The 24,128-nt window shown below is 65.8% G+C and carries 23 protein-coding genes; 9 read left to right on the top strand and 14 right to left on the bottom strand.

Annotated features, from left to right (window positions below):
- Positions 1-27: 27 nt before the first annotated feature.
- Positions 28-480, bottom strand: coding sequence for a DUF3617 domain-containing protein (locus WC729_RS10135; RefSeq protein ID WP_372852197.1), 453 nt, complete (start codon positions 478-480; stop codon positions 28-30).
- Between the two features lie 217 nt (positions 481-697).
- Here WC729_RS10135 and WC729_RS10130 point away from each other — a divergent pair, with 217 nt between their 5' ends.
- On the top strand, positions 698-880 hold the full coding sequence (locus WC729_RS10130; RefSeq protein WP_372852195.1) for a hypothetical protein: 183 nt from the start codon (positions 698-700) through the stop codon (positions 878-880).
- Positions 881-1,010: 130 nt separating this feature from the next.
- Here the strand turns inward: WC729_RS10130 and WC729_RS10125 are convergent, their stop codons facing one another.
- Together WC729_RS10125 and WC729_RS10120 are read right to left on the bottom strand one after the other, a co-directional pair.
- Positions 1,011-1,478, bottom strand: a complete 468-nt coding sequence (locus tag WC729_RS10125) for a vgr related protein (protein ID WP_372852193.1) — start codon at positions 1,476-1,478, stop codon at positions 1,011-1,013.
- Positions 1,475-1,924: a copper chaperone PCu(A)C gene (locus WC729_RS10120; RefSeq protein WP_372852191.1), complete on the bottom strand. Its 450-nt coding sequence runs from the start codon at positions 1,922-1,924 to the stop codon at positions 1,475-1,477. Before WC729_RS10120 ends, WC729_RS10125 begins: the two co-directional genes overlap by 4 nt.
- A gap of 161 nt (positions 1,925-2,085) precedes the next feature.
- Here WC729_RS10120 and dnaK point away from each other — a divergent pair, with 161 nt between their 5' ends.
- Entirely contained in the window at positions 2,086-3,990 is a 1,905-nt protein-coding gene (gene dnaK / locus WC729_RS10115) for a molecular chaperone DnaK (protein ID WP_372852189.1), read from the top strand.
- 63 nt (positions 3,991-4,053) lie between these two features.
- Entirely contained in the window at positions 4,054-5,175 is a 1,122-nt protein-coding gene (gene dnaJ, locus WC729_RS10110; RefSeq protein ID WP_372852187.1) for a molecular chaperone DnaJ, read from the top strand.
- A 115-nt stretch (positions 5,176-5,290) separates the two neighbouring features.
- Here dnaJ and WC729_RS10105 read toward each other — a convergent pair whose 3' ends face one another.
- Positions 5,291-5,596, bottom strand: coding sequence for a hypothetical protein (locus tag WC729_RS10105; RefSeq protein ID WP_372852185.1), 306 nt, complete (start codon positions 5,594-5,596; stop codon positions 5,291-5,293).
- A gap of 149 nt (positions 5,597-5,745) precedes the next feature.
- On the opposite strand from WC729_RS10105, the gene WC729_RS10100 reads away from it, so the two are divergent.
- Positions 5,746-6,609, top strand: a complete 864-nt coding sequence (locus WC729_RS10100) for a sigma-70 family RNA polymerase sigma factor (protein ID WP_372852183.1) — start codon at positions 5,746-5,748, stop codon at positions 6,607-6,609.
- A gap of 273 nt (positions 6,610-6,882) precedes the next feature.
- On the opposite strand, the gene purB is transcribed toward WC729_RS10100, so the two are convergent.
- Positions 6,883-8,190, bottom strand: a complete 1,308-nt coding sequence (gene purB / locus WC729_RS10095; protein ID WP_372852181.1) for an adenylosuccinate lyase — start codon at positions 8,188-8,190, stop codon at positions 6,883-6,885.
- A 236-nt stretch (positions 8,191-8,426) separates the two neighbouring features.
- Here purB and WC729_RS10090 point away from each other — a divergent pair, with 236 nt between their 5' ends.
- Entirely contained in the window at positions 8,427-9,005 is a 579-nt protein-coding gene (locus WC729_RS10090) for an EF-hand domain-containing protein (RefSeq protein WP_372852179.1), read from the top strand.
- 80 nt (positions 9,006-9,085) lie between these two features.
- On the opposite strand, the gene WC729_RS10085 is transcribed toward WC729_RS10090, so the two are convergent.
- Together WC729_RS10085 and radC are read right to left on the bottom strand one after the other, a co-directional pair.
- The gene (locus WC729_RS10085; protein ID WP_372852177.1) at positions 9,086-10,315 is read right to left on the bottom strand and encodes a mandelate racemase/muconate lactonizing enzyme family protein; all 1,230 of its coding nucleotides are present in this window, start codon (positions 10,313-10,315) and stop codon (positions 9,086-9,088) included.
- A gap of 281 nt (positions 10,316-10,596) precedes the next feature.
- Entirely contained in the window at positions 10,597-11,280 is a 684-nt protein-coding gene (gene radC, locus WC729_RS10080) for a DNA repair protein RadC (RefSeq protein ID WP_372852175.1), read from the bottom strand.
- A gap of 159 nt (positions 11,281-11,439) precedes the next feature.
- On the opposite strand from radC, the gene WC729_RS10075 reads away from it, so the two are divergent.
- The 3 genes from WC729_RS10075 to WC729_RS10065 are packed head-to-tail and all read left to right on the top strand — an operon-like array spanning position 11,440 to position 15,154.
- Positions 11,440-14,544, top strand: a complete 3,105-nt coding sequence (locus tag WC729_RS10075) for a YdbH domain-containing protein (RefSeq protein ID WP_372852173.1) — start codon at positions 11,440-11,442, stop codon at positions 14,542-14,544.
- A 47-nt stretch (positions 14,545-14,591) separates the two neighbouring features.
- Entirely contained in the window at positions 14,592-14,774 is a 183-nt protein-coding gene (locus WC729_RS10070; RefSeq protein WP_372852171.1) for a YnbE family lipoprotein, read from the top strand.
- Positions 14,775-14,782: 8 nt separating this feature from the next.
- Positions 14,783-15,154, top strand: coding sequence for a YdbL family protein (locus tag WC729_RS10065; protein ID WP_372853301.1), 372 nt, complete (start codon positions 14,783-14,785; stop codon positions 15,152-15,154).
- Between the two features lie 40 nt (positions 15,155-15,194).
- Here WC729_RS10065 and paoC read toward each other — a convergent pair whose 3' ends face one another.
- Genes paoC through paoA form a run of 3 tightly spaced genes read right to left on the bottom strand, consistent with a single transcriptional unit; the run spans position 15,195 to position 18,992 of the window.
- The gene (paoC, locus tag WC729_RS10060) at positions 15,195-17,405 is read right to left on the bottom strand and encodes an aldehyde oxidoreductase molybdenum-binding subunit PaoC (RefSeq protein WP_372852169.1); all 2,211 of its coding nucleotides are present in this window, start codon (positions 17,403-17,405) and stop codon (positions 15,195-15,197) included.
- Between the two features lie 4 nt (positions 17,406-17,409).
- Positions 17,410-18,360 carry a xanthine dehydrogenase family protein subunit M gene (locus WC729_RS10055; RefSeq protein WP_372852167.1) on the bottom strand — a complete coding sequence of 317 codons (951 nt, stop codon included), beginning with the start codon at positions 18,358-18,360 and terminating at the stop codon, positions 17,410-17,412.
- The gene (gene paoA, locus WC729_RS10050; RefSeq protein WP_372852165.1) at positions 18,357-18,992 is read right to left on the bottom strand and encodes an aldehyde dehydrogenase iron-sulfur subunit PaoA; all 636 of its coding nucleotides are present in this window, start codon (positions 18,990-18,992) and stop codon (positions 18,357-18,359) included. The genes WC729_RS10055 and paoA overlap by 4 nt, the downstream gene beginning before the upstream one ends.
- A 337-nt stretch (positions 18,993-19,329) precedes the next feature.
- Between paoA and WC729_RS10045 the strand changes: the two genes are divergently transcribed.
- On the top strand, positions 19,330-21,516 hold the full coding sequence (locus tag WC729_RS10045; RefSeq protein WP_372852163.1) for a TonB-dependent receptor: 2,187 nt from the start codon (positions 19,330-19,332) through the stop codon (positions 21,514-21,516).
- A gap of 32 nt (positions 21,517-21,548) precedes the next feature.
- On the opposite strand, the gene WC729_RS10040 is transcribed toward WC729_RS10045, so the two are convergent.
- From WC729_RS10040 to WC729_RS10025, 4 genes are read right to left on the bottom strand one after another with little or no spacing between them, the layout of a single operon-like run.
- Positions 21,549-22,514, bottom strand: coding sequence for an ornithine cyclodeaminase family protein (locus tag WC729_RS10040; protein ID WP_372852161.1), 966 nt, complete (start codon positions 22,512-22,514; stop codon positions 21,549-21,551).
- Positions 22,511-22,819, bottom strand: coding sequence for a hypothetical protein (locus WC729_RS10035; RefSeq protein ID WP_372852159.1), 309 nt, complete (start codon positions 22,817-22,819; stop codon positions 22,511-22,513). The genes WC729_RS10040 and WC729_RS10035 overlap by 4 nt, the downstream gene beginning before the upstream one ends.
- On the bottom strand, positions 22,816-23,682 hold the full coding sequence (locus WC729_RS10030; protein WP_372852157.1) for a PhzF family phenazine biosynthesis protein: 867 nt from the start codon (positions 23,680-23,682) through the stop codon (positions 22,816-22,818). The genes WC729_RS10035 and WC729_RS10030 overlap by 4 nt, the downstream gene beginning before the upstream one ends.
- Positions 23,682-24,008: an ArsR/SmtB family transcription factor gene (locus WC729_RS10025; RefSeq protein WP_372852155.1), complete on the bottom strand. Its 327-nt coding sequence runs from the start codon at positions 24,006-24,008 to the stop codon at positions 23,682-23,684. The genes WC729_RS10030 and WC729_RS10025 overlap by 1 nt, the downstream gene beginning before the upstream one ends.
- Positions 24,009-24,128 lie beyond the last annotated feature (120 nt).

Genomic DNA, 24,128 nt, shown 5'->3' with positions numbered 1-24,128 from the left:
CGGCTACGGGATTTCAGACGAAACGCGTTATCGGCACTTGGCGCCCGTGTGGGTCCCAACCTGGTCCACGACGACCCGCGACGGCCCCTTGGGCGTCTGCCCCGACATGATGAGGCGCGCGGTGAAGCTTGCGCCATTATAGGTGCCCGTGCGCGTGACGCGCACCGGGTCGCCCTTTTTCTGCGGGCACATCATGACCTGGTCGACACGGCCGCCGGCGACCGAGGATCGTTCCACGCTGCATTTCGCCTTGGGATCGGGCGAGAACAGCGCGGCGGCGCCCGCCCGGGCCTGTTCGGGCGCCACGCATTTATGGTCGGTCTTCGAGCGGCCCTTCATCATGCGGAGCATGAAGCCGGGCGTGCCGGGCACGACGAGTTCGACGGCGGTCGACTTCACGTCCCAGTTGCCGGGAGACACCGCCTGCGCTGAAAGAGCGGTCGGCAGGAGGGCGAACAGCAGCAAGGGGGAGCGGATCATGAGGGCGCTTTGCGGCGAAACCGGTTCGCAGACAAGACTTCGGGGTCAATCTCCCGGCACGAACCAGGTCGTGAATCCGCAAATGGGAATGGCCGTTATCGCCCCAACATCAGTCATTCAGCGGTGGCGCCTAGTTACCCCAATTGCGGACGTCTCAATCTCGTGCAAGTTGTGGTGCTAACGACGTGGCTTGGGAGTGTGGGCGGTGAGCAGAGTCATGACGAAAATCATCTTAATCACAGCTTTGGTGGTTCAGATGGCCGGCTTCTGCACCCTTCTTGTCACCGATTTTTCCAGCCAGACCTCCGATATCGCACTATGGGTGGTGATCGGCGCAGGGATTTTAGAGGTGATTCTAGCGTTGCACGCCAAGCGTCAAAATGATGCTTTGACGGGCTGAATACGCTCCTCATCGAACGTCGGGAAGCGCAATTGGCGTTCAGGGCGCTCGAAAGTCCGCCTTTCTTCAAGTTCCAGTCGGAAGCTGCTGTTCCGCTTCCCACCACTTCCTCCCGTTCGCGGTCTACTATCTAGGTTCCGAACGGCAGGATGCTTTCGTAGCGCGCCAGCGCAGGCGCCCCGATCACCTGCCGGCCATGGCGCAGCAGGAAGGCATGCCGCACGATCTCCGCCTGCTGCTCGATGCCATAGCGGTGCAGCGGCAGGCCGGGCCGGATGGCATAGTCGTAGCGGCAAAAGGGATGGCGTTTGATCGGGAGCCTGATGCCCTTCTGGTGCTGCCAGATATGAGTCATCTCATGGATGAACAGGCCCTGGTCATCGAGCGACCCGGCCGCGAAATCATCGCGGTAGCGGCTGCCCTCGGGGTGGAAATGAATCGATCCAGTCGGCGCCATCACCGTCTCGCGGGGCTGGAAGAACGCCCATTTGCGTCGCGCGATGCGCACCGGCGCATAATCGATCGCGTCGCCGAATACGCTTCGCGCCAGCGCGATCTCGCCCGGGGTCAGCGGGCGTCCGGTCCGGTCGGCGCTCAACTGCCCGGCGCGCCCTCGCCCGCGCCGACCGCGGTGGCCTTGTAGGTGACGCGCTGCCCGTCGGCGAAGGTGAGCAGCAAGGGCACCGGCGCGCCGGGCTTGATGCCGGGGTTCACGTCGAACAGCATCACATGCTTGCCGCCCGGCGCGAAAGCGATCTCGCCGCCGGCGGGCAGGGCGACCTGCTGGATCGGCTTCATCGAGGCCATGGATCCCGCCAATGACCCTGATGTCATCGATTCGTGCATCTCGGCGCGGATCGAGACATCGCTGGTGACGCTGACCAGAGTCGCGTCGGCCGGTCCGCCATGCAGCGTGAAATAGGCCGCCGCCGGCCCGCGCGGCACTGCGGCGAGCCTCACCCAGGCGTTGGTGACGTGAATTTCCTTGGGACTTTCACAGCCGGCAAGCGCCAGCAGGACACCAAGGAGGGGTAGGATACGCATCATATTCTCCCGCTTCGGGAAATCTTGGGGCGTCTCTAGGGAGTCGAAAATCTTGCGGCAAGCGAAAGCCCCCCTATATCGCCAGCAGTAAGTGTCGCGTCGCTCAGTTCGGGGGCGCGGCCGAGAGGCAATTTTTTTGAAGACGGGGGCCGAAGAGGACCATGGCTAAAGTAATCGGTATCGATCTGGGCACGACCAACAGCTGCGTTTCCGTGATGGAAGGCGGCAAGCCCAAGGTCATTGAGAATGCGGAAGGCGCACGCACCACGCCTTCGATCGTCGCGTTCGCCAAGGATGGCGAGCGGCTGATCGGTCAGCCGGCCAAGCGCCAGGCAGTGACCAACCCAGAGAATACGGTATTCGCGGTGAAGCGCCTGATCGGCCGCCGCTTCGACGATCCGGTGACCAAGAAGGACACCGAGCTGGTTCCCTATCACATCGTGAAGGGCCCGAACGGCGACGCATGGGTCCAGGCCGGCGGCAAGGATTATTCGCCCGCGCAGATCTCCGCCTTCACGCTCCAGAAAATGAAGGAAACCGCTGAGGCCTATCTCGGCGAGACAGTGACTCAGGCAGTCGTCACGGTTCCGGCATATTTCAACGACGCGCAGCGCCAGGCGACCAAGGACGCCGGCCAGATCGCTGGCCTCGAAGTGCTGCGCATCATCAACGAGCCGACCGCGGCGGCGCTTGCTTATGGCCTCGACAAGCAGGACGGAAAGACGATCGCGGTCTACGATCTCGGCGGCGGCACGTTCGACATCTCGGTGCTCGAGATCGGTGACGGCGTGTTCGAGGTGAAGGCCACCAATGGCGACACCTTCCTCGGCGGCGAGGATTTCGACGACAAGATCCTGCGTTTCCTGGCGGAAGATTTCCGCAAGGCCGAAGGCATTGACCTGACCAAGGACAAGCTTGCCCTGCAGCGCCTCAAGGAAGCTGCGGAAAAGGCGAAGATCGAGCTGAGCTCGGCTGCCACGACCGAGGTCAACCTGCCCTTCATCACCGCTGACCAGAATGGCCCGAAGCATCTGGTGAAGACCATCACCCGCGCCGATCTGGAGCGGCTGGTCGAGGACCTGATCCAGCGCACGCTGGAGCCGTGCCGCAAGGCGCTGCAGGATGCAGGGCTCAAGGCAGCCGACATCGCCGAAGTGGTGCTGGTCGGCGGCATGACCCGCATGCCCAAGGTTCGCCAGATCGTGAAGGACTTCTTCGGCAAGGAGCCCCATTCGGGCGTCAACCCGGACGAAGTCGTGGCGATGGGTGCCGCGATCCAGGCCGGCGTGCTGCAGGGCGACGTCAAGGACGTGCTGCTGCTCGACGTGACTCCGCTGTCGCTGGGCATCGAGACCTTGGGTGGCGTGTTCACCCGCATGATCGATCGCAACACCACGATCCCGACCAAGAAGTCGCAGGTCTACTCGACCGCTGACGACAATCAGCAGGCCGTGACGATCCGCGTCTTCCAGGGCGAACGCGAGATGGCCGCCGACAACAAGATGCTCGGCCAGTTCGACCTGGTCGGTATCCCGCCGGCGCCGCGCGGCGTGCCGCAGATCGAGGTCACCTTCGACATCGACGCCAACGGCATCGTCAACGTGTCCGCCAAGGACAAGGGCACCGGCAAGGAGCAGCAGATCCGCATCCAGGCCTCGGGTGGCCTGTCGGATCGCGACATCGACCAGATGGTCCGCGATGCCGAGCAGTTCGCCGAGGAGGACAAGAAGCGTCGCGAGGCGGCCGAGGCGAAGAACACGCTCGACAGCCTGATCCACACCACCGAGCGTCAGCTCGCCGACAATGGCGACAAGGTCGATGCCTCGCTCAAGGCGGAGATCGAAGCTGCGGTCGCGACGGCCAAGACGGCAGTCGAGGGCGGCGATCCGGAAGCGATGCGCGAGCAGGCCAATGCGCTGCAGCAGGTCGCGATGAAGCTCGGCCAGGCGATCTACGAGAAGCAGGCTCAGTCGGAGGCGTCACCCGCCGCCGAGGCAGCGCAGGAAGCGCCTGCCGAGGACGTGGTCGATGCCGAATTCTCGGAAGTTGACGATACCAAAGCGTAACTTGTTGCGTTCCCCCCGTTATTCCTGCGAAAGCAGGGGTAACGGGGAGGGCGGGGGCCCAAGATGACCACCGAAGTCGATTTCTACGAATTGCTCGAATGCGAGCGCACTGCGGACGATGCGACGCTGAAGGCGTCCTATCGCAAGCTCGCGATGAAATATCACCCCGACAAGAATGACGGGTGCAAGGACAGCGAGTCCCGGTTCAAGGCGATCAGCGAGGCGTATGATTGCCTCAAGGACCCGCAGAAACGCGCGGCCTATGATCGTTTCGGCCACGCTGCCTTCCGTAACGGCGCGGGCGCCGGTGGTGCCGGCGGCGCGCAGGATTTCGGTGCGTTCAGCGACATCTTCGAAAATATTTTCGGCGAGTTCATGGGGGGCGGCCAGCGCGCCCCGCGCGGACCGCGTCGTGGTGCCGATCTGCGCTACGACATGGAGATCACGCTGGAGGACGCGTTCCGCGGCAAGTCGACCGAGATCACCGTCGATGTCTCCGCGTCGTGCGATCCGTGCCATGGCACGGGCGCCAACCCCGGTACCAGCGCCAAGGCCTGCGGCACGTGCGGCGGCCATGGCAAGGTCCGGGCGCAGCAGGGCTTCTTCGTGGTCGAGCGGACCTGCCCGAGCTGCCACGGCGCCGGCCAGGTCATCTCCGACCCCTGCGGCCATTGCCGCGGCGAGGGCCGGGTCGAGAAGACCAAGACGCTCACCGTCAACATTCCGCCCGGCGTCGATGAGGGCACCCGCGTCCGCCTGACCGGCGAGGGCGAGGCCGGCGCGCGCGGGGCGCCTTCGGGCGACCTCTACATCTTCCTGCACGTGCAACGGCACGCACTGTTCGAGCGCGAGGGCACGACCCTGTTCGCCCGCGCCCCGATCAGCTTCACCACCGCGTCGCTGGGCGGGGAGATTCGCATTCCGGGCCCGGACGGCGAGCGCCACACGATCAAGATCCCTGCGGGCACCCAGAGCGGCCGCGAACTGCGCCAGCGCGGTGCCGGCATGCCCGTACTGCAGGGCCGCGGCCGCGGCGACCTGGTGATCCGCGTCGAGGTCGAAACCCCGACCAAGCTGACCGCCCGGCAGCGTGAACTGCTCGAGCAATTCCGCGCCACCGAGACAGGCGAGGAAAACCCGCAGACCACCAGCTTCTTCAAGAAAGTGAAAAGCGCCCTGGGCTGACTCCTTGGATCCCCCTCCCGCTTGCGAGTTTCAGGTCGGTCAGGCTCCCAGCCTGACCTGAACGATGCGGGGCATCGTTCACCTGAAACTGGGTTAGGGGAGGGCCTGTCCGGTCTCAGCCAATCCCGAAACTATCGACCAGTTCGACCGACAACCGCACCGGCTCCACCGGGGTGGCACAGCGCGCTGCCAGATCCGCCTGATAGGTCTGGAACGACGCGAGCCCGGTCAGCGCATCCGCATCGTCGCCCGCCAGGTTGACGAGCAGGTGGATGAACTCATCCCCATCCCGGAACAGCGCATAGCCGAGCTTGTCCGGCGCGGTCGTCCGCACTTCGTCGAACACGGCGCGCGACAGCCGTTCATTCTCGGCCGTGGCTTCGGGCTTGGTCGCATAGCGTACCATCGTCACTCTCTGCATGATGTGGGTCCTTTATCGACGCAGTATGGCGTCGGAGAAAAAGACGGCGCCGGTTCCGCAAAGGATTCGGCTGCCGAAAAAAGAATCTGCACCCGAATCCTTCGCGCTTCCGGCGGCGTCCTTGGGATAAGGGAAAAGCGGAGGCGCGTGTGACGGATCGGTTGAACGACTGGCTGGGCGAGGTGCGGCCGCGGCTGCACCGCTACGCCGCGCGCATGATGGGTTCCGCTTTCGACGGCGAGGATGTCGTGCAGGATGCGCTCGCCAAGGCGGCGGAGGCGCTTGGGGCCGGCGCCCAGGTGGCTGAGCCCGACGCATGGATATTCCGTATCGTCCACAATGCGGCGCTCGACGCACTGCGCCGCAGGAGGCGGCAGGAGGTGCGAGATTCCCTTGCCGTCTCCGAAGACGTGTCGACCGACGAAGCCGATCGCCGGATCGCGGTGGAGGCGGGACTGGGTAATTTCCTGCACCTCGTCCCCGCGCAGCGGTCGAGCGTGGCGCTCATCGACGTGCTCGGCCACTCGCTTGCCGAAACGGCGGTGATCCTCGGCATGACGGTGCCGGCGGTGAAGGCAGCACTCCATCGCGGTCGCGGCAGGTTGCGCGCGTTGGCGCAGCAGGTCGAGGTAACGGCCGTCATCGTGCCCGCCGAGCGTGAGCGCCTGCGCGCCTATGCCGATCGCTTCAACGCACATGACTGGGACGCTCTGCGCGCCTTGCTAGCCGACGATGTGAAGCTCGACCTCGCGAACCGGAGCACATTGTCCGGTGCGCGCGACGTCTCGGTCTATTTCACGCGCTACGCCGCCCTGCCCGACTGGCGGGCAAGCGTTGGCATTGCCGAGGGTCGCCCGGCATTGCTGATCCGGAAACTGGGGGATGAGACAGGCGCACCCGTCTTTGTCGTCCTGCTCGATTGGCGCGGGGATCGGATCGCGGCGATCCGCGATTTCCACTTCGCGACCTATGTCATGGACGGATTGAACTGGTCCACGATCCCGCCGGCCTAGCCACCCCTTTGACAAGGGGTGGGCGGGCCGATGGATCAGAGGGCTACGACCTCGACCACCAGCGCAAGAGCCGTGAAGGTCAGCACGGTGCTGATCACGGTTTCAAAAAAGCGCATGGTAGGGTCTCCGAGCCGGAAAATACCGGCTGCCCCCCATGTGGAGATTGTTGCGGACTCACGCAATATTATTACAGGCCTTCGCAGTTGCAGCATTTGCACTCGTCTCATCGACGAATGGAAACGGTTCGCCTCGCGCCTGCCGACGGCGGCGGCGTCAGTCCGTATCCCCGAACACCCGGGCGAAGATCGTATCGACATGCTTCAGATGATAGCCAAGGTCGAACTTGTCCTCGATCTCCGCCGGGGAGAGCGCCGCGGTCACTTCCGGATCGGCCTTGAGCAGCTCGAGCAGCGAGAGTTCGCCGTCCGATTCCCACACCTTCATTGCATTGCGCTGGACGAGGCGATAGGCGTCCTCGCGGCTCACCCCGGCCTGAGTCAGCGCCAGCAGCACGCGCTGCGAATGGACCAGGCCGCCCATCTTGTTGAGGTTCTTCTCCATCCGCGCCGGATAGACGAGCAGCTTGTCCATCACCCCCGTCAGCCGTGCCAGCGCGAAGTCGAGCGTGATCGTCGCGTCCGGCCCGATATAGCGCTCCACCGACGAGTGGCTGATGTCGCGCTCATGCCACAGCGCGACATTCTCCAGCGCCGGCGTGACATAACCCCGCACCATGCGCGCCAGGCCGGTGAGGTTCTCGGTCAGCACCGGATTGCGCTTGTGCGGCATCGCCGACGAGCCCTTCTGTCCCGGCGAGAAATATTCCTCGGCCTCGAGCACTTCGGTGCGCTGCAGATGGCGGATCTCGGTCGCGAGCCGCTCGATCGAGCTGGCGATCACGCCCAGCGTCGCAAAGAACATCGCGTGACGGTCGCGCGGAATGACCTGAGTCGAGACGGGCTCGACGCTCAGCCCCAGCTTCTCGGCGACATAGCTTTCCACGAACGGATCGATATTGGCGAAAGTGCCGACCGCGCCGGAAATCGCGCAGGTCGCGATGTCCGCCCGCGCTGCGACGAGCCGCGCGCGGTTGCGGTCGAACTCGGCATAGGCCTGGGCGAGCTTGAGGCCGAACGTCACCGGCTCGGCATGGATGCCGTGGCTGCGGCCGATCGTCGGGGTCAGCTTGTGCTCCACGGCGCGGCGCTTCAGCACCACCAGCAACGCATCGATATCGGCGATCAGCAGGTCGCTCGCCTTGGCAAGCTGCACCGCGAGGCAGGTATCGAGCACGTCCGACGAGGTCATGCCCTGGTGCATGAAGCGCGCCTCGGGCCCGACATGCTCGGCGACGTTGGTCAGGAACGCGATCACGTCATGCTTGGTCTCGCGCTCGATCTCGTCGATCCGGTCGACCTCGAACGCGCCCTTCTCCCAGATCGCCCTGGCGGCTTCTTTCGGCACCACGCCAAGCTCGGCGAGCGCGTCGGTCGCATGCGCCTCTATCTCGAACCAGATGCGGAATCGGGCTTCGGGCGTCCAGATGGCGACCATGTCGGGGCGTGAGTAGCGTGGCACCATTGCAACGGTTCCTGAAATTCCGGTTTCGGTTCGCCGCGAATCCTGAACGGACTCGCGATGAGCCGCGCGTTAGCAGGGACGGGGCGAAGCTTCAAATCGAGAAAAAATGAACTATCTCGATGGCTGAGGGGTTCTATCTTCAAGTTTCGGTCAACGGGAAAAATGGCCGGCTTATGTGTCTTGAAGTAACACCAACGGAGAGAACCATGTTGAAATATATTCTTCTTGCAAGCGCCATGACTATTTCTGTCCCTGTTCTTGCGCAGGATAAGCCTGCGGATACACAGGCGGCGCCGACTACGCAAACCGCACCGGCGTCGACTGCACCGGAAGCGACTCCGGCCGCGCCTGATGCTACGGCACCCGCCACGGGCTCGCCCGTCGACCAGGCGATGCAGGCAGTGACGCCGGTCACCGACCAGGCCGCGCCGCAGACCGCGCAGACCACACCTGCTCCGGTTGATCCGTCGGCGGCACCCGCCCAGACGGCACAGACCACCCCGGCTCCGGCCGATCCTGCCGCCGCGGCGCCTGCCCAGACAGCTGCCGCCCAGCCAGCGACCAGTGCCGATCAGATCGCCCAGGTCGTGAGCACCGAATTCCCGACCTATGACAAGGACGCGAGCGGCACGCTCAACGAGACCGAGTTCAGCTCGTGGATGGTCGCGCTGAAGACGGCGAGCGATCCGACGACCAAGGCGGAAAGCGCCGCGACCAAGAGCTGGGTAAACCAGGCCTTCGCCAGCGCCGATACCGACAAGAACAAGTCGCTGTCGAAGACCGAGCTGACCGGGTTCCTGACCAAGGGCTCGTAAGCGATCCTAGCGGGACGCGCAGTCCCTCCGGGGCGGCCGTCGGACCTTCGGGCCCGGCGGCCGTTCGCCGTTTCAGGCGATCACCCCCACCATGGCTCGCCCGGCGCAAGATTCGCGCGCAGATAGGAATCGTCCAGATCGAGCCCGAGCCCCGGCTCCTGCGACACTGCCATGCGACCGCCCTTGATGACCAGCGGGTTCGCCTTCGCCCATTTGAAATCGACCGCACGCCGCGAACATTCGATCCGCGGGCAATTGAACAACGCCGCTGCCAGCTGCTGCGACGCCATGTTGAGCAGCAACCCGCTCACATTGTGCAGCGCGACCGGGATCCGATACCGCCCGGCGATTTCCGCGATCATCCGCGTGCCGGTGATGCCACCCGAATTGATGATATCGGGCTGGAAGATGTCGACTGCCTGATTCTCCAGGAACGGCACGGCATATTCCGCCAGCTCCATATTCTCGCCTGTCATGATCGGCACCCGGGTTGCGCGGCGCAGCGCATTCCACCCCTCCGACCAGGCCGGAGCGAGCGGGTCCTCGAAATAAAGCGGGCGGATCGGCTCGACCGCGCGCGCGATGCCGATCGCGCTCGGCACGTCGAATTCGCAGTGGCAGTGGACCAGGATGTCGATGTCGTCGCCGAACGCCTCGCGCGCCATCGCATAGGCGCGCTCCATTTTCCGGAAATCCTGCGGGCCGAGCGAGGGTGTGTATTGCTGCATCGGCACGCCGAGCACGTGATGCGTATCGACCTTGTACGCCTGGAACCCCCAGGGATCGGCCGCGAGCCGCTGCGCCCGGTCGCGCCACTCCGCCTTGTCGAGATAATTGCCGCCCGGGCAGTGCGAATAAAGCTCTATCTCCTCGCGGAAATTGCCGCCGAGCAGCTTCGACACGGGCTGCTTCAGGATTTTCCCCGCCAGGTCCCACAAGGCCATGTCGATCCCGCTCAGTACGCGGATCGCCCGACCGCGCTGCTCATAGGCGTAGAACATGTTGTGGAAATGGACCTGGATGGCGAGCGGGTCCTTGCCGATCAGCCCGAGATGCGGAAGCCGCCCGCCGCCATTGTAAGCCGCGATCACCGATCGCGCCGTCGGCCCGTCCGCACCGCACTCGCCATAGCCGCTGATCCCGGCATCGGTCTCGATCTTGATGAGGGTCTGCCCCTCCTTCAGCCGCACCGCCTTGATCGCGCTGATCTTCACCAGCCCGCGCGCGGGTGCCGCAAGGGCATCGAGCGCCCTGAACAGCGGCGACAGAGCAACGGCGCCGAGCGCTTTCAGGAGATCGCGACGACGCATGGCATTCGGCCCATGATTTCGGATCGGGCAACGCTATCCGGCCGGGAATCGCGACGTCAATCGACCGCCTCTGGTGCTCCTCAAGGGCTGAGAGGGGGCATGGAGCCAACGTTCCCCACCGTCATGCCGGACTTGTTCCGGCATCCACCGTTCCGCAAGCGCCACCTCTCCAGTGGGAGAGGAGAGTCTGCGCGAATGTCGATCCGTAAAACGCCTGTCCTTAATTGGCGCCAGTAGGGACAAGCCCGTGGTGACCCGGATGATGCCGCCCGAATCCGCCCCTACATCAACCCCAGCGCCCGCAGGCTCGAATGCCCGCTCGTCCCCATGATGATATGGTCGTGCACCGTGATCCCCATACGCTTGCCGCCCTCCACCATATTCCGCGTTATCTCGATATCGGCGCGGCTCGGTGAAGGGTCGCCGCTCGGGTGGTTGTGCACCAGGATGATCGCCGCCGATCCCAGATCCATCGCGCGCTTGATCACTTCGCGGACATAGACCGCCGCTTCGTCGATCGATCCTTCGCTCATCAGCTCGTCGCGGATCAGCATGTTCTTGGTGTTGAGGTGAAGCACCCGCACCCGCTCGTTGACGTGATGCGCCATGTCCGCCCGCAGATAATCGAGCAGCGCCTGCCAGTTGGACAGAACCGGCCGCTCCGCCACCTCGGCACGCAGCAGGCGCAGCGCGATGGCATGTGCGACCTTGACGGCCGCGATCTGGGTCTCGCCCATGCCCTTGATTCGCGCCAGCGCTTGATGGTCCGCAGTCAGCAGCCCGCCGATTCCCCCGAATTCCGCGAGTAGCGCCTTGGCCAGCGGCTTGGTGTCGCGCCGCGGGATCGTCAGCGCGAGCAGATATTCGATCAGCTCATGATCGAGCAGCGCGTCGGATCCGCCCTCGTTGAGCCGTTGGCGCAGGCGGGCGCGGTGGCCGCTATTGTCTGGTTCGGGAACGCTCATTGCGGTTGAAGGATTAGTGCGGGGGCTGGCCACGCGCAATTGTGCGTGCTTTGGGGGCCATGCTGAAAGGCGTGGCCTTGTGCCGCAATCGGGAGTGGCAAGCTGAGTCTGGAAGAAGCGATCGAGGACAGGCCCCGCTGGCGTCGGGCGCGTCGGGTCGTGCTCGTCGTCGCGCTGGTCCTGCTTGGCGGGCTGATCGCGCTATGGACTCAACGCAAGCCGATCGCGTCGGGCTATATCGACAAGGCGCTCACCGGCTATGGCGTGCCCGCGCGCTACAAGATCGCCGATCTCGGCTTCAACCGCCAGCGGCTGACCAATGTGTCGATCGGCGATCCGGCGCATCCCGATCTCGTCGCTGACTGGGTCGAGCTGCGCACCAGTATCGGCCTGTCCGGCGCCACCGTCACGGCGATCCGCGCCGGCCATGTCCGGATGAACGCGCGGCTGGTCGACGGCAAGCTCTCGCTCGGCGCGCTCGACAAGCTGATGCCCGCGCCTTCCGGCAAGCCCTTCGCGCTGCCCGCACTCTTTGCCGATGTGCAGGATGTGCGGATCAGGCTGGTCGCGCCGCAGGGCGTGATCGGACTCAAGCTGAGCGGGAAGGGCAGGCTGAACAACGGTTTTGCCGGCCAGGTCGCGGCGATCACCGAGCGGCTCGATCTCGGCGGCTGCGTCAGCGGCCCGGCCACCGCAGTGCTGGCGGTGAGTATCGCCTCGGCGCGCCCGACCCTGCGCGGCCCGGTGCACACTGGCAATCTGGAGTGCGCGGACACTGTCGTGACGGATGCCGGCGCCGATATCTCGGTGACGCTGGAGCAGGCGCTGGACGCATGGCGCGGTGACGCGAAGCTCGCGGTGGCGAAGATCCGCCATCCCTCCGCCGAACTCCACACCCTGACCGGCACGATCGACTTTGCCGGCAAGGCCGACGGCACTGCGGGCAAGCTCGATCTCAAATCGGGCATCGCCTCGGCCCGGGGCGTCGCGGCCGATTCGGCGACGCTCGCCGGGACCTACCGGGTCGGCACGGCGGGCATCGCGTTCGAGGGCAAGGTAGGTGCCCGCCATGCTTTGTTGGGCAAGTTGATGCGCACCCGACTCGCCGCGTATCGCGACACGGGCGCCGGCACGCCGGTGGGACCGCTCGTCCACAAGGCAGTCGACGCAGCGGTGGCCGCGGCGCAATCCGCCGATCTCGACGCCGATATCGCCGTCTCGCTCAACGGCGGACGCGGCCAGGCCAGGGTCTCGCGCCTCCAGCTCGCGACCGCGTCCGGCGCCTGGGCGACCGTCTCCGGCGGCGAGGGTGTCGGCTATGCCTGGCCCGGCGGCGGCGTGCGCTTCGACGGCTTGGTCGATCTCGGCGGCGGCAACCTGCCGACCGCCACCATCCGTATCGCCCAGGCAGTGCCTGGCGGCCCGGTAAGCGGCACCGCCACCATGCAGCCCTATGCCGCCGGCAATGCTCGCCTCGCGCTGACGCCGGTCAGCTTTACCGCGACGTCAAGCGGCACCACCCGCATCGCGACGCGCGTCACGCTGTCGGGGCCGCTCGCTGATGGCCGGATCGACAATCTCGTCCTGCCGGTGAACGGCCTGTGGGACGGCCACGACCGGCTCCAGATCAATCGCACCTGCGCGCCGCTGTCGATCGGTGCGCTCGCGGTGTCGAGTTTCAGGCTGCGCCAGACCTCCGCCACGCTCTGCCCGGTCGATGGCGCGATGTTCCGTCTCGATGGCAGCCGCATTGGCGGTGGCGTCCAGTCCGGCGCACTACGGCTGTCGGGCACGATCGGCAGTTCACCGCTCACGCTCTCCACCGCCGGCCTGATGCTTCGCCTGCGCGACACCCACGCCGATCTCCGCGACGTCGATGTCCGCATCGGCGCGCCCGAGCGCGTGACTCAACTCTCCTTCGCGCGGGTCGAAGGCGGCCTGTCGCGCGGCACTATGGCCGGTACGATCGAGGGCGGTTCGGGCCACATCGCCAACGTGCCGCTGCTGATGTCGGAAGCGCAGGGGCGCTGGACCTTCGCCAAGGGTGCGCTCGACCTGACCGGCGGCACGCTCAAGGTCGCCGATGCCGATCCGACACCACGCTTCGAGCCGCTCGCCGGCAGCGAGGTGGCCCTGCGCTTGGCGGACAACCGGATCACCGTCACCGGGCGGCTGAGCACGCCCGAGAAATATGTCTTCATCAGCGGCGTCGCGATCGAGCACGACCTGTCGAACGGCACCGGCCATGCAGATCTCAGCGTGCCCGGCATCGGTTTTGGGGAGGCGCTCCAGCCCGACCAGCTCACCAGGCTGACCAAAGGCGTCATCGCCAATGTGGTCGGTACCGTCTCGGGCGAGGGCCATATCCGCTGGAACCAGGCCGGCGTGACCAGCGACGGCGTGTTCCGCACGCCCGGCACCGATCTCGCCGCCGCGCTCGGCCCGGTCACCGGCATCGCGGGCGAAATCCGCTTCACCGATCTGCTCAACCTGGAGACGGCTCCCGGCCAGATTGCCACGATCAAGACGATCAACCCCGGCATTGCGGTCAATGACGGCACGATCCGCTACCGCCTGCTCGCCGGCACCCGCGTCCAGATCGAGGACGGGCGCTGGCCCTTCGCCGGCGGGGCGCTGGCGCTCGAGCCGACCATGCTCGATTTCGGCCAGAGCATCGAACGCCGCATGACCTTCACCGTCTCCAGCATGGATGCCGGCCAGTTCCTTCAGCAGTTCGAGTTCAAGAATCTCAACGCGACCGGCATCTTCGACGGCACCTTGCCGATGGTGTTCGACGAACAGGGTGGGCGGATCGAGAATGGCCAGCTGAAGGTGCGCCTCGGCGGGGGCACGCTCGCTTATGTGGGCGAGGTCAGCCAGGAGGATACCGGCTTCTGGGGCAATCTCGCTTTCCAGGCCCTGAAATCGCTGCGCTATCGCAGCCTGGAGCTGGTGATGAACGGTCCGCTCGCAGGCGAGATGGTCACCGAGGTGCGCTTCGAGGGCGTGGGGCAGGGTGAGGGGGCAAAGCGCAACTTCATCCTCGACCGGCTGCAGAAGCTGCCCTTCATCTTCAACGTCCGCATCAGGGCGCCCTTCCGCGGCCTGATCGATGCGACCGCATCCTTCTACGATCCGAAGCGCCTGATTCAGCGCAACTTGCCGGCCCTGCTCGAGGAGCAGCGCAAGCGCGCAAAGCCGCCTGCGGAGGTCCCGCCCCCGATCCAGCCCATTCAGCCTGCCGAAAGCGAGAAACTGCCATGACCGAAACAGGATTGACGAAGCGGAAGTGGAGACCGACGAGTACAGTGATGAAGAAGATGATATCGATCATGGCCCTGGGCGCCAGCGCCGCGACTACCGGTTGCGTCAACGTGACCGCCCCGGACAAGCCGATCGAGATCAACCTCAACATCAACGTCACTCAGGAGGTGGTCTATCGGCTCGATGGCGAGGCGAAGAAGTTGATCCAGCAGAACCAGGATATTTTCTGATGAAGACGATGGCCAAATTCACGATGATCGCAGCGGGACTGGCACTGGCGGGCCTCGCCACGGCGGCCTATGCGCAGCGCGACCCGGCCTATCAGGCCGCGCGCTCGGCCGGCCAGGTCGGCGAGCAGCCCGATGGCTATCTCGGCATCGTCGGCGCGGGCACACCCGATCTGCGCGCGCTGGTCAACAGCATCAACATCCAGCGCAAGGCGAAGTACACCGAGAGCGCCGCCGCAGGCGCGACGGTCGAGCAGATGGCCTTCGCCAGCGGCTGCAACCTGATCCTGAAAACGGCGCCGGGCGAAAAGTACAAGACGCCGGGCGGCACCTGGGCGACCCGCGGCGCGGGTGCTCCGGAACGCGATTCCCGCTGCGTCTGACGTTCTTTCCCGCCCCCTCGTTCCGGGGGCGGGCTTGAGGTCAGGTAATCTGGGGCAGGCGCTCCAGATGCTTGTCGAGCGTGATCGGATACTGGCGCACGCGCACGCCGGTCGCGTTGTAAACGGCGTTGGCCACAGCAGCCCCCACACCGCACAGGCCCAGCTCGCCCACGCCCTTGGCCTTCATCGGTGAGGAGATCGGATCGACTTCATTGAGGAAGATCACTTCCTGATGCGGGATGTCGGCATGGACCGGGACCTCATAGCCGGCGAGGTCGTGGTTGACGAAGAAGCCGAAGCGGTGGTCGACCGCCAGTTCCTCCATCAGCGCCGCGCCCACCCCCATCGTCATCGCACCGATCACTTGGCTGCGCGCTGCCTTGGGGTTGAGGATTCGGCCGGCCGCACACACTGCGAGCATCCGCCGCACGCGCACTTCGCCGGTATAGGCATCGACCCCGACCTCGACGAAATGGCCGGCAAAGGTCGATTGCTGAAATTTCTTGTCCAGATCGCCATATTCGATGTGGTCTTCGGCGACGATCTCGCCGCCCTTTGCCGCATCGCCCAGCTTCGCGCTGCGGTTCCCCGATCGTACCTTGCCGTCGGAAAAGACGATGTCGGTGGAGTTGAAGCCAAGCTTCTGCGCCACCGCTTCGCGCAGCTTGACGCACGCCGCATAGACGCCGGCGGTCGAGTTGTTGGCGCCCCATTGCCCGCCCGACCCGGCCGAGGCGGGGTGGTCGGAATCGCCCAGCACGACCTTCACCTGATCGAGATCGACCCCCATCATCTCGGCCGCGGTCTGCGCCAGGATCGTGTAGGTGCCGGTGCCGATATCGGTCATGTCGGTTTCCACCGTGATGATGCCGCTCGCGTCGAGCCGCACCCGCGCTGCCGACTTCATCAGCAGATTGTTGCGGAAGCCGACGGCGACGCCCATGCCGACCAGCCACTGTCCGTCGCGAACCATGGCGGGTTTCGGATTGCGCGCTTTCCAGCCGAAGCGGTCGGCGCCCTGGCGCAGGCATTCGACCAGCTGGCGCTGGGAGAATTTGCGCTCGGGCTTGGCCGGGTCGACCTGCGTATCGTTGAGCGCGCGGAAATCGATCGGGTCGATGCCAAGCTTCTCCGCCATCTCGTCCATCGCGATTTCCAGCGCCATCAGCCCCGGTGCCTCACCCGGCGCGCGCATCGCATTGCCCTCGGGCAGGTCGAGCACGGCAAGCCGCATCGCGGTCATGCGGTTCTCGCCGGCGTAGAGCAATTTGGTCTGCGATACCGCGGTCTCGGGGCCGCCGCCCGGCAGGTCGCCCGAACCGCTTTCATGCGCGATCGCGGTGATCTTGCCCGCTTTTGTCGTGCCGATGCGGATGCGCTGCATCGTCGCCGGGCGGTGCGTGGTGTTGTTGAACATCATCGGCCGGGCCAGCGCGACCTTGACCGGCCGGCCGGCCGCCTTCGCGCCGAGCGCGGCGAGGATGGCATCGGCCCGCACGAACAATTTCCCACCGAACCCGCCACCGATATAGGGCGAGTCCAACCGGACCTTCTCCTTCGGAATGCCAAGCGTCTTGGCGACCTCACCCTTGCCCCAGGCGATCATCTGGTTCGACGTCCAGAGCGTCAGCCGGTCTCCATCCCAGGCCGCGATGCTGGCATGCGGCTCCATCATCGCGTGGCTGTGATCGGGCGTCTTGTAGCGGGCGTCGAGCTTCACCTCGGCGGACGCGAACGCGGCGTCGAAATCGCCCACCCGGGCGATCGGTGGGCTCTTCTCGTCATCGCCCTTCAGCGGCGCGGTCTTCAAGGCGGCGGCGAGGTCGAACCGTCCGTCGGAGGCGCGTGCATAGTCGACCCGCACGAGCGCCGCGGCCGACCGCGCCTGCTCGAACGACTCCGCCACGACGAGCGCCACGGCCTGGTGATAATGCTCGATGTCCGGCCCGCCGAGCAGTCTGGCGGTGTTGAAGTCGCCCTTGCCCAGCTTGCCCGCACTCTCCGCGGTCACGATCGCCAGCACGCCCGGCGCCGCCTTGGCATCGGCCAGGTCGATCGACCGGATCCGTCCCTTGGCGATCGCCGATCCCACGACGACGCCATAGGCCTGGTTCGCCGCCACATCGTGTCGTTCATAGGCATAGGGCGCGGTGCCCGTCGTCTTGAACTTGCCGTCGATGCGATCGGTGGGTTTGCCGATCACTTTCAGCTGGTCGATCGGGTTCTGCCCGGCGGGAGTGTCGAACTTCATCGGTTCAGGCTTTCGCTTCTGCGAGGACCGCGGCGATCGTACGCTCGACCAGCGGTACCTTGAATGCATTGTCACGGGTTGGCTTGGCACCGGCGAGAAGGTGCGAGGCGGTTGCCTTGGCACCGCGCGCCAGTTCCGCCTCGGCCGCCTCGACGCGCCACGGCTTGTGCGCGACACCGCCGATGGCGATCCGCCCGCTGCCGTCTTTCTGCACAACCGCGGCTACAGAAACGAGCGCGAACGCATAGGAGGCGCGGTCGCGCACCTTGCGATAGATATGCGTGCCGCCGATCGGCCTGGGCAAGGTCACCGCCGTGATCAGCTCCCCCGGAGCGAGCGCAGTCTCGATATGCGGCGTATTGCCCGGCAGGCGGTGGAACGCGGCAATCGGAATGCTGCGCGCGGTGCCGTTGGGCTGCACCGTCTCGACCGTCGCATCGAGCAGCCGCATCGCCACTGCCATGTCGCTGGGGTGAGTCGCGATACACGCCTCGCTGCCGCCGATCACGCCGAGCTGCCGGCTGAAACCCCCGATCGCGGCACAGCCGCTGCCCGGCTTGCGTTTGTTGCACGCCTGGTTGGTGTCGTAGAAATAGGGGCAGCGCGTACGCTGGAGCAGATTGCCCGCGGTCGTCGCCTTGTTGCGCAACTGGCCCGAGGCGCCAGCCAGCAGGGCGCGGCTCAGCACGCCATAATCGCGCCGCACCCGGTCGTCGGCCGCCAGCGCGGTGTTCCGCACGAGCGCACCGATGCGCAGGCCGCCATCGTCGGTCTTGTCGATCCGGTCGAGCTTCAGGTCCTGCACGTCGATCAGATGCGCCGGCGTTTCGATCTGCAGCTTCATCAGGTCGAGCAGATTGGTGCCGCCGGCGATGAATTTGGCACCGGGCGTCTGCGCGACCGCAGCAGCGGCTTCTGCCGGGGTCGTCGCCCGCGCGTAGCTGAAGGGCCTCATGCGCGTGCCTCCGCGACGTCGGCCATCGCTTCGAGGATGTTCGAATAGGCGCCGCAGCGGCAGATATTGCCGCTCATCCGTTCGCGCATCTCCGCGTTGCTGACCTTCGGACGCTCGGTCAGGCTGGCGCTGGCATGGCTTGGGATGCCCGACCGGATTTCGTCGAGCACCGCGACCGCCGAGCAGATCTGCCCCGGCGTGCAATAGCCGCACTGGTATCCGTCATGCTTGATGAAGGCCGCCTGCATCGGGTGAAGGTCGCCCGGGGTGCCGAGCCCCTCGATCGTCGTGACCTTGTCGCCGACATGCATCACCGCGAGGGTGAGGCAGGAATTGATCCGGACGCCGTCTACCAGCACGGTGCAGGCACCGCACTGGCCATGGTCGCAGCCTTTCTTGGTGCCGGTCAGCTGGAGATGCTCGCGGAGCGCGTCGAGCAGGGTAGTGCGCGTATCCAGCTCCAGCTCGCGCTGCTTGCCGTTCACCTGCAGCGCGACCTTCATCATCGTCGGCGCGGGCTGCGGCATGGCCGGGCTGGCGACGGCCTGCGGGACGGTGGTCAGCGTGGCCAGCGCCGCGCTACCGACCAGGATGCCGCGTCGGGACATCTCCAGTTCGTCAGATATGTCCATAACCATTGGTCCCTTTCGCTTACCCGCCGGTCGCGCCGCCGCTGATGCGCTCCCGGTTTGGAGCAGTCTAACGCATACAGGACCGAAACGATGCGGTGAATGCCGCAAAAGCCCGGCGCGGTCGGATTCCGAAAAGGGGGGCGGAATGATTTTTTCTCGCGCCGGATATGTGGGAGGGGAGGGTCGCGCTACCGTTCGCATCACTCCATCGACGCTTTCGACCGGTTCACCGTCACTTTGCGATCATGACAACAATGTAATGATGTAACATCGATCTTCACCTCTATCGGCCTGCTCCGTCAGCGCGGGCTGGCAGCATGAGGTGAAAGGGATTGTGATGGTTCGGTCGATGTTGCTCGCGGGGTGCGGCTTGGGGCTCCTGGTTGCGTCTCCGGCCTGGGCCAAGGACGCGCCCGCCGCTCCCGCGCCCACCACGCCTGCAGACGACGCGGTCCCCAAGGATATCGTCGTCACTGCGCAGAAGCTCGATGCCGCGCGGGACGCCATCCTGCCGTCGCTCGGCGCGAGCGACTACAGCCTCGACCGCACCATGCTGGAGAAGCAGCCGGGCGGGGTCGACCGCAGCCTCTCCCAGGTGCTGCTCCAGGCACCGGGCGTCACGCTCGACAGCTATGGTGCGATCCATGTCCGCAACGAGCACGCCAATCTCCAGTACCGGCTGGACGGGGTGATCGTGCCGGAGAGCATCTCCGGCTTCGGCTCCACCTTCGATCCCCGCATCGCCCAGTCGATCGATCTGGTGACCGGCACCTTGCCCGCGCAATATGGCTATCGCACCTCCGGCGTGGTCAGCCTGAAGACGCGGTCGGGCGCGTTCGACAATGGCGGCGATGTCGGTTTCTACGGCGGCAGCCGGGGCAGTGTCGAGCCGAGCGGGTCGCTCCACGGATCGAGCGGCAACCTCAATTATTTCGTCTCGGGCAGCTTCCAGGAGAATGATCTGGGCGTGGAGAACCCGATCGCCACGCGCGATGCGATCCACGACCATACCCGGCAATACCGCGCCTTCGGTTACCTCTCCGACATCCTGTCGGACACGAGCCGGCTCACCGCGTTCGGTGGCACCTCGATCGGCTATTTCCAGATCCCCAACAATCCAGGCCAGGGCGGGGCAGGGCCGGGCGGCATGAACTGGAACCTCGAGGGCAAATCGGATTTCGACTCCGCGACGCTCGACCAGAACCAGCGCGAGATCACGCACTACGGCGTCCTCGCCTATCAATATGCCGGCGGTGCCCTCAACTTCCAGATCGCGCCCTTCGTCCGCTATTCGCAGACGCGCTTCACGCCCGATCCGCAGGGCGGCGATCTCATCCTGGGCGGCGTCGCCGACAATTCGCGGCTGTCGAGCCTCACGGCCGGCGTTCAGGCCGACGGCAGCTACAAGCTCTCCGACAGCCACATGCTGCGCTTCGGCTTGTTCTTCCAGAACGAGCGGACGCGTTCGACCGTCACCTCGCGCGTCTTCGCGATCGATACGCTTCCCGGTGGCGATGTCGTCCAGACATCCGATACGCCGCTGTCGATCACTGATTCCGCCCGGCGCAACGGCCAGCTTTACGGCATCTATCTCCAGGACGAATGGTCGCTCACCCCGACGCTCACGCTCAACTACGGCGCCCGGTTCGACGCCGTCCGCGCCTATACGCGCGAGCAGCAGGTCAGCCCGCGCGTCAACATGGTGTGGAAGCCGCGCGAGGGGACGACCTTCCATCTCGGCTATGCGCGCAATTTCACCCCGCCGCCGCAGGAATTGATCGCCGCACCGACGCTGGCGCTGTTCGCGGGCACGACCAAGGCGCCCGAGATCATGACGGCGGATCCGGTGCGCGCCGAACGCGAGCATTATTTCGACGGCGGCGTGCAACAGGCGATCGCGCCGGGCTTCAAGGTCGGGCTCGACGCCTATTACAAGATCAAGCGCAACCTGCTCGACGAGGGGCAGTTCGGCCCGTCGCTCGTGCTGTCCCCGTTCAACTATGCGAAGGGCTATGCCTGGGGCGTCGAGCTCAGCGCCAACTACACCCACCGCGCGCTCGATCTCTACGCCAACGTCGCGCGCGGCGAGGAAAAGGGGCGGAACATCGTCTCCAGCCAGTATTTCTTCGCGCCCGACGAACTCGCCTACATTGCGGGCCACAGCATCTTCACCGACCATTCGCAGCGCTGGACCGCGTCGGGCGGGGGCAGCGTCACGATCAGGGACGGCATCGGCACGCTCGTGCCGACCATGTCCTTCCTCTATGGCGACGGCCTGCGCGCCGACGATCCGGCCGGCCTGGTCCCCAATGGCGGCAAGCTGCCCTCCTATGTCACCGCCGATGTCGGCATCGCGCAGAATCTCGACGGCCCCGGCGTGCTGAAGGGCCTGTCGATCCGCCTCGACGTCACCAACCTATTCGACCGGAGCTATCTGATCCGCGACGGATCGGGAGTCGGGGTGGGTGCGCCGCAATATGGCGCGCGGCGCGGCGTCTTCGCGGGGATCAGGAAGAACTTCTAGAAGAAGGGGGGCAAAGTGATTTTCCAGCGCCGCTAGACGCGAATGCCGGCCTTCTCGACCACGGCCTGCGCGGCGACGAGATCCTGGGCGCCGATGCCGACGAAGGTGGCGATCGTGATATCGTCGGCACCCCGGCGCCCGATCGTCCGTCCGGCGAGCACGTCGCCGATCTCGCCGGCGATGGCGTCGCGCTCATAGGCTCCGGCAGCGATCGCGCGATGGACATCGCCATTGGCGACCGCCGTCTCGATCGAATCGACGAACACCCGCGCACGCCCCAGCGCCGCCGCGTCCAGCTCGCATTTGCTCGGATCGTCGGCACCGACCGCGGTGACATGTTGTCCCGGCCGCAGCCACTCGCCGCGCAGGATCGGCTCGCGCGACAGCGTCGTCGTCAGGACGACATCGCCGGCTTCCACCACGTGCCGCAGGTCGGTGTGGCACTGCACCTCGATCCCCGGCAGCCGCGCCAGCAGCCTGTGCGCGAGCGCCTCGGCCTTGACCGGGTCGCGCGCCCATATCTTCAACATCTCGAACGGCCGTTCGCCATATAGCGCGAGGGTCTGCCAATAAGCTTGCACGCCCGAGCCGAGCACGCTCGCGGTTCCTACCCGCGCCGGGGCGAGCATCCGCGCGGCCAACGCCCCGGCGGCGGCGGTGCGGATGTCCGAGAGATAATGCCGGTCGTCGAGCAGGGCCAGCGTATGCCCGGTCCGGCTGTCGAACACCGCCAGGAAGCCGCCCTGCGGCTGTCCCTGCTCGACATTGATGGCGAACCACGGCGCGACCTTGACGATATGGACCGGCGCTCCGTCGAGCGTGCCCGTCTTGACATAGACGTCGCCCCGGGTCCGGTCGGCGATCGGGAACATGGCGACGAAGCCGTTCTCGGCTTTCCCCGCGCTCGATTGCTGGAACGCGTAGGAGACAGGCTCGATCAGACCCTCGAACGACACCAGCGACTGAAGCTGCTCCCGGTCGATGATCGGCACGCTCATGGCGCGGTGTCCAGCACGGCGTGATGCTGCACGGTCAGGTCGGGCACCAGGCCATGGACTTCGTCGTCGGGATACAGCACCGCATCGTCCGGACGTTCCCCGGCATAGGCGCGCACGCTGTCCATGTCCTGCCAGAGGGAGGTCAGCGTGAAGATCGCCCAGCCGTCCGCGTCGCGGCGCCACAGGCCGATATCGAGACAGCCCGGCTGAGCCCGATAGTCGCTGATGCCGGTGGCGAGCAGATGGCGGTAGAAACCGTCGGCCTGGTCGACCGGCACCTTGCCGCTCCATGACCGCGCGATCACGGCAGCACCTCGATCCGTCCGCTCCCCACGATCGCCACCTCGCCGCCGACCTTGACTGAATGGACGCTCTCCGGGGTGCCATGAGGCTCGACGATCATCTGGCTTGGCCGGCCAGTGAAGCGGCCCTGGTTCAGGGTAAAGGCTCCCCCCGAGACCGCGCCGCAATGGCGCAGGCGATAGGCGCCGATCGTGCCGGCGGCGCTACCCGTGGCGATATCCTCGACGATCCCGTCATTGTTCCAATGGCGTATCTCCAGCGCCGCTTCGTCGAACAGCACGGCGAACTGCGCGCCGAAATCCTGCAGCAGCGTCGAGATATCGGCGTGGATCGACGCACGCGGCAGCACACCGGGCCGGACGGGAACGATGAGATAGCGCAACCCGGTACTCACCACCGCCAGCGGCAGCGACGGATCCAGGTCGCGACCCGACAGGCTGAAGGCGGCAGCGACAATGTCGCGCGCCGCCACCTCGCCGAGAAACGCCGCCGGCCCCTGATCCAGCAGGCCGAAATACCCGTTCCCCCGTCGCTCGGTCACGACCGTCACGCTCTTCTCGGCGAGATCGAACGTCCAGGTTCGGGGTCCGTCGCTGCCGTCCCGGTGATGCAGCGCCGCCGCGGCGCCGATGATCGGATGGCCCGCAAAGGGCAGTTCCTCGAACAGGTCGAAAACCCGCGTCCGATATCGGTCCGCCTCATCCGTCCCGGTCAGGAAGATCGCCTCGAAGTGGCGAAGCTCCTGCGTGATGGCCAGCATCTGCCGGCTGTCGAGCGCCGGGGGATCGAGGAACACGGGCAGGCTGTTCCCCGCATAGGGCCGGGGGGCGAACACATCGACGTGCAGATAGGAAAGCGCGGCCATCAGAGGCTCGCCGCCAGCGCAGCGGTGAAGCGGGCGATCGCCCCCTCGTCTCGCCGGTAGAAGGTCCAGCCCTTCTTGCGCGTGGCGATCAGCAGACCGCAATCCACCAACAGGGTCAGGTGCCGCGACGCCGTCGCCGGTGCGATGCCGAGCTTGTCGCGCAGGAAATCGGCGCAAATGCCGTCGGTGACCGGGTCGCCGTCCACCTGGGGCGGGAAATTGCCCGTCGGATCCTTCAGATACTCCAGCACGGCAAGCCGTACAGGGCTGGCAAGGGCCTTCAGGGCGTCGAGCCTGCCGGGTTCAATGGATTCGCTATTTCGCATAAAGACGAATTACTATGCTGGGGCGGGCTCGTCAATCGGCCGCCCAAAATGTCAGTGACCCTCATGACATTTTGGACGGTGTCCGTGCGCGAGGCGCACGCGCTGACACGGTGATTCAAG

Source organism: Sphingomonas sp., assembly GCF_041661825.1.
Lineage (GTDB): Bacteria > Pseudomonadota > Alphaproteobacteria > Sphingomonadales > Sphingomonadaceae > Sphingomonas.
Note: the sequence above shows the minus strand (reverse complement) of the source record. Positions and strands in the feature narration are given on the sequence as shown.

Bases quoted from the DNA above. Each gene is read 5' to 3' on its own strand.
- WC729_RS10135 (WP_372852197.1), bottom strand. From the start codon at position 480: ATGATCCGCTCCCCCTTGCTGCTGTTCGCCCTCCTGCCGACCGCTCTT.
- WC729_RS10130 (WP_372852195.1), top strand. From the start codon at position 698: ATGACGAAAATCATCTTAATCACAGCTTTGGTGGTTCAGATGGCCGGC.
- WC729_RS10120 (WP_372852191.1), bottom strand. From the start codon at position 1,924: ATGCGTATCCTACCCCTCCTTGGTGTCCTGCTGGCGCTTGCCGGCTGT.
- dnaK (WP_372852189.1), top strand. From the start codon at position 2,086: ATGGCTAAAGTAATCGGTATCGATCTGGGCACGACCAACAGCTGCGTT.
- dnaJ (WP_372852187.1), top strand. From the start codon at position 4,054: ATGACCACCGAAGTCGATTTCTACGAATTGCTCGAATGCGAGCGCACT.
- WC729_RS10105 (WP_372852185.1), bottom strand. From the start codon at position 5,596: ATGCAGAGAGTGACGATGGTACGCTATGCGACCAAGCCCGAAGCCACG.
- purB (WP_372852181.1), bottom strand. From the start codon at position 8,190: ATGGTGCCACGCTACTCACGCCCCGACATGGTCGCCATCTGGACGCCC.
- WC729_RS10090 (WP_372852179.1), top strand. From the start codon at position 8,427: ATGACTATTTCTGTCCCTGTTCTTGCGCAGGATAAGCCTGCGGATACA.
- WC729_RS10085 (WP_372852177.1), bottom strand. From the start codon at position 10,315: ATGCGTCGTCGCGATCTCCTGAAAGCGCTCGGCGCCGTTGCTCTGTCG.
- radC (WP_372852175.1), bottom strand. From the start codon at position 11,280: ATGAGCGTTCCCGAACCAGACAATAGCGGCCACCGCGCCCGCCTGCGC.
- WC729_RS10070 (WP_372852171.1), top strand. From the start codon at position 14,592: ATGAAGAAGATGATATCGATCATGGCCCTGGGCGCCAGCGCCGCGACT.
- WC729_RS10065 (WP_372853301.1), top strand. From the start codon at position 14,783: ATGGCCAAATTCACGATGATCGCAGCGGGACTGGCACTGGCGGGCCTC.
- paoC (WP_372852169.1), bottom strand. From the start codon at position 17,405: ATGAAGTTCGACACTCCCGCCGGGCAGAACCCGATCGACCAGCTGAAA.
- WC729_RS10055 (WP_372852167.1), bottom strand. From the start codon at position 18,360: ATGAGGCCCTTCAGCTACGCGCGGGCGACGACCCCGGCAGAAGCCGCT.
- paoA (WP_372852165.1), bottom strand. From the start codon at position 18,992: ATGGACATATCTGACGAACTGGAGATGTCCCGACGCGGCATCCTGGTC.
- WC729_RS10045 (WP_372852163.1), top strand. From the start codon at position 19,330: ATGGTTCGGTCGATGTTGCTCGCGGGGTGCGGCTTGGGGCTCCTGGTT.
- WC729_RS10040 (WP_372852161.1), bottom strand. From the start codon at position 22,514: ATGAGCGTGCCGATCATCGACCGGGAGCAGCTTCAGTCGCTGGTGTCG.
- WC729_RS10030 (WP_372852157.1), bottom strand. From the start codon at position 23,682: ATGGCCGCGCTTTCCTATCTGCACGTCGATGTGTTCGCCCCCCGGCCC.
- WC729_RS10025 (WP_372852155.1), bottom strand. From the start codon at position 24,008: ATGCGAAATAGCGAATCCATTGAACCCGGCAGGCTCGACGCCCTGAAG.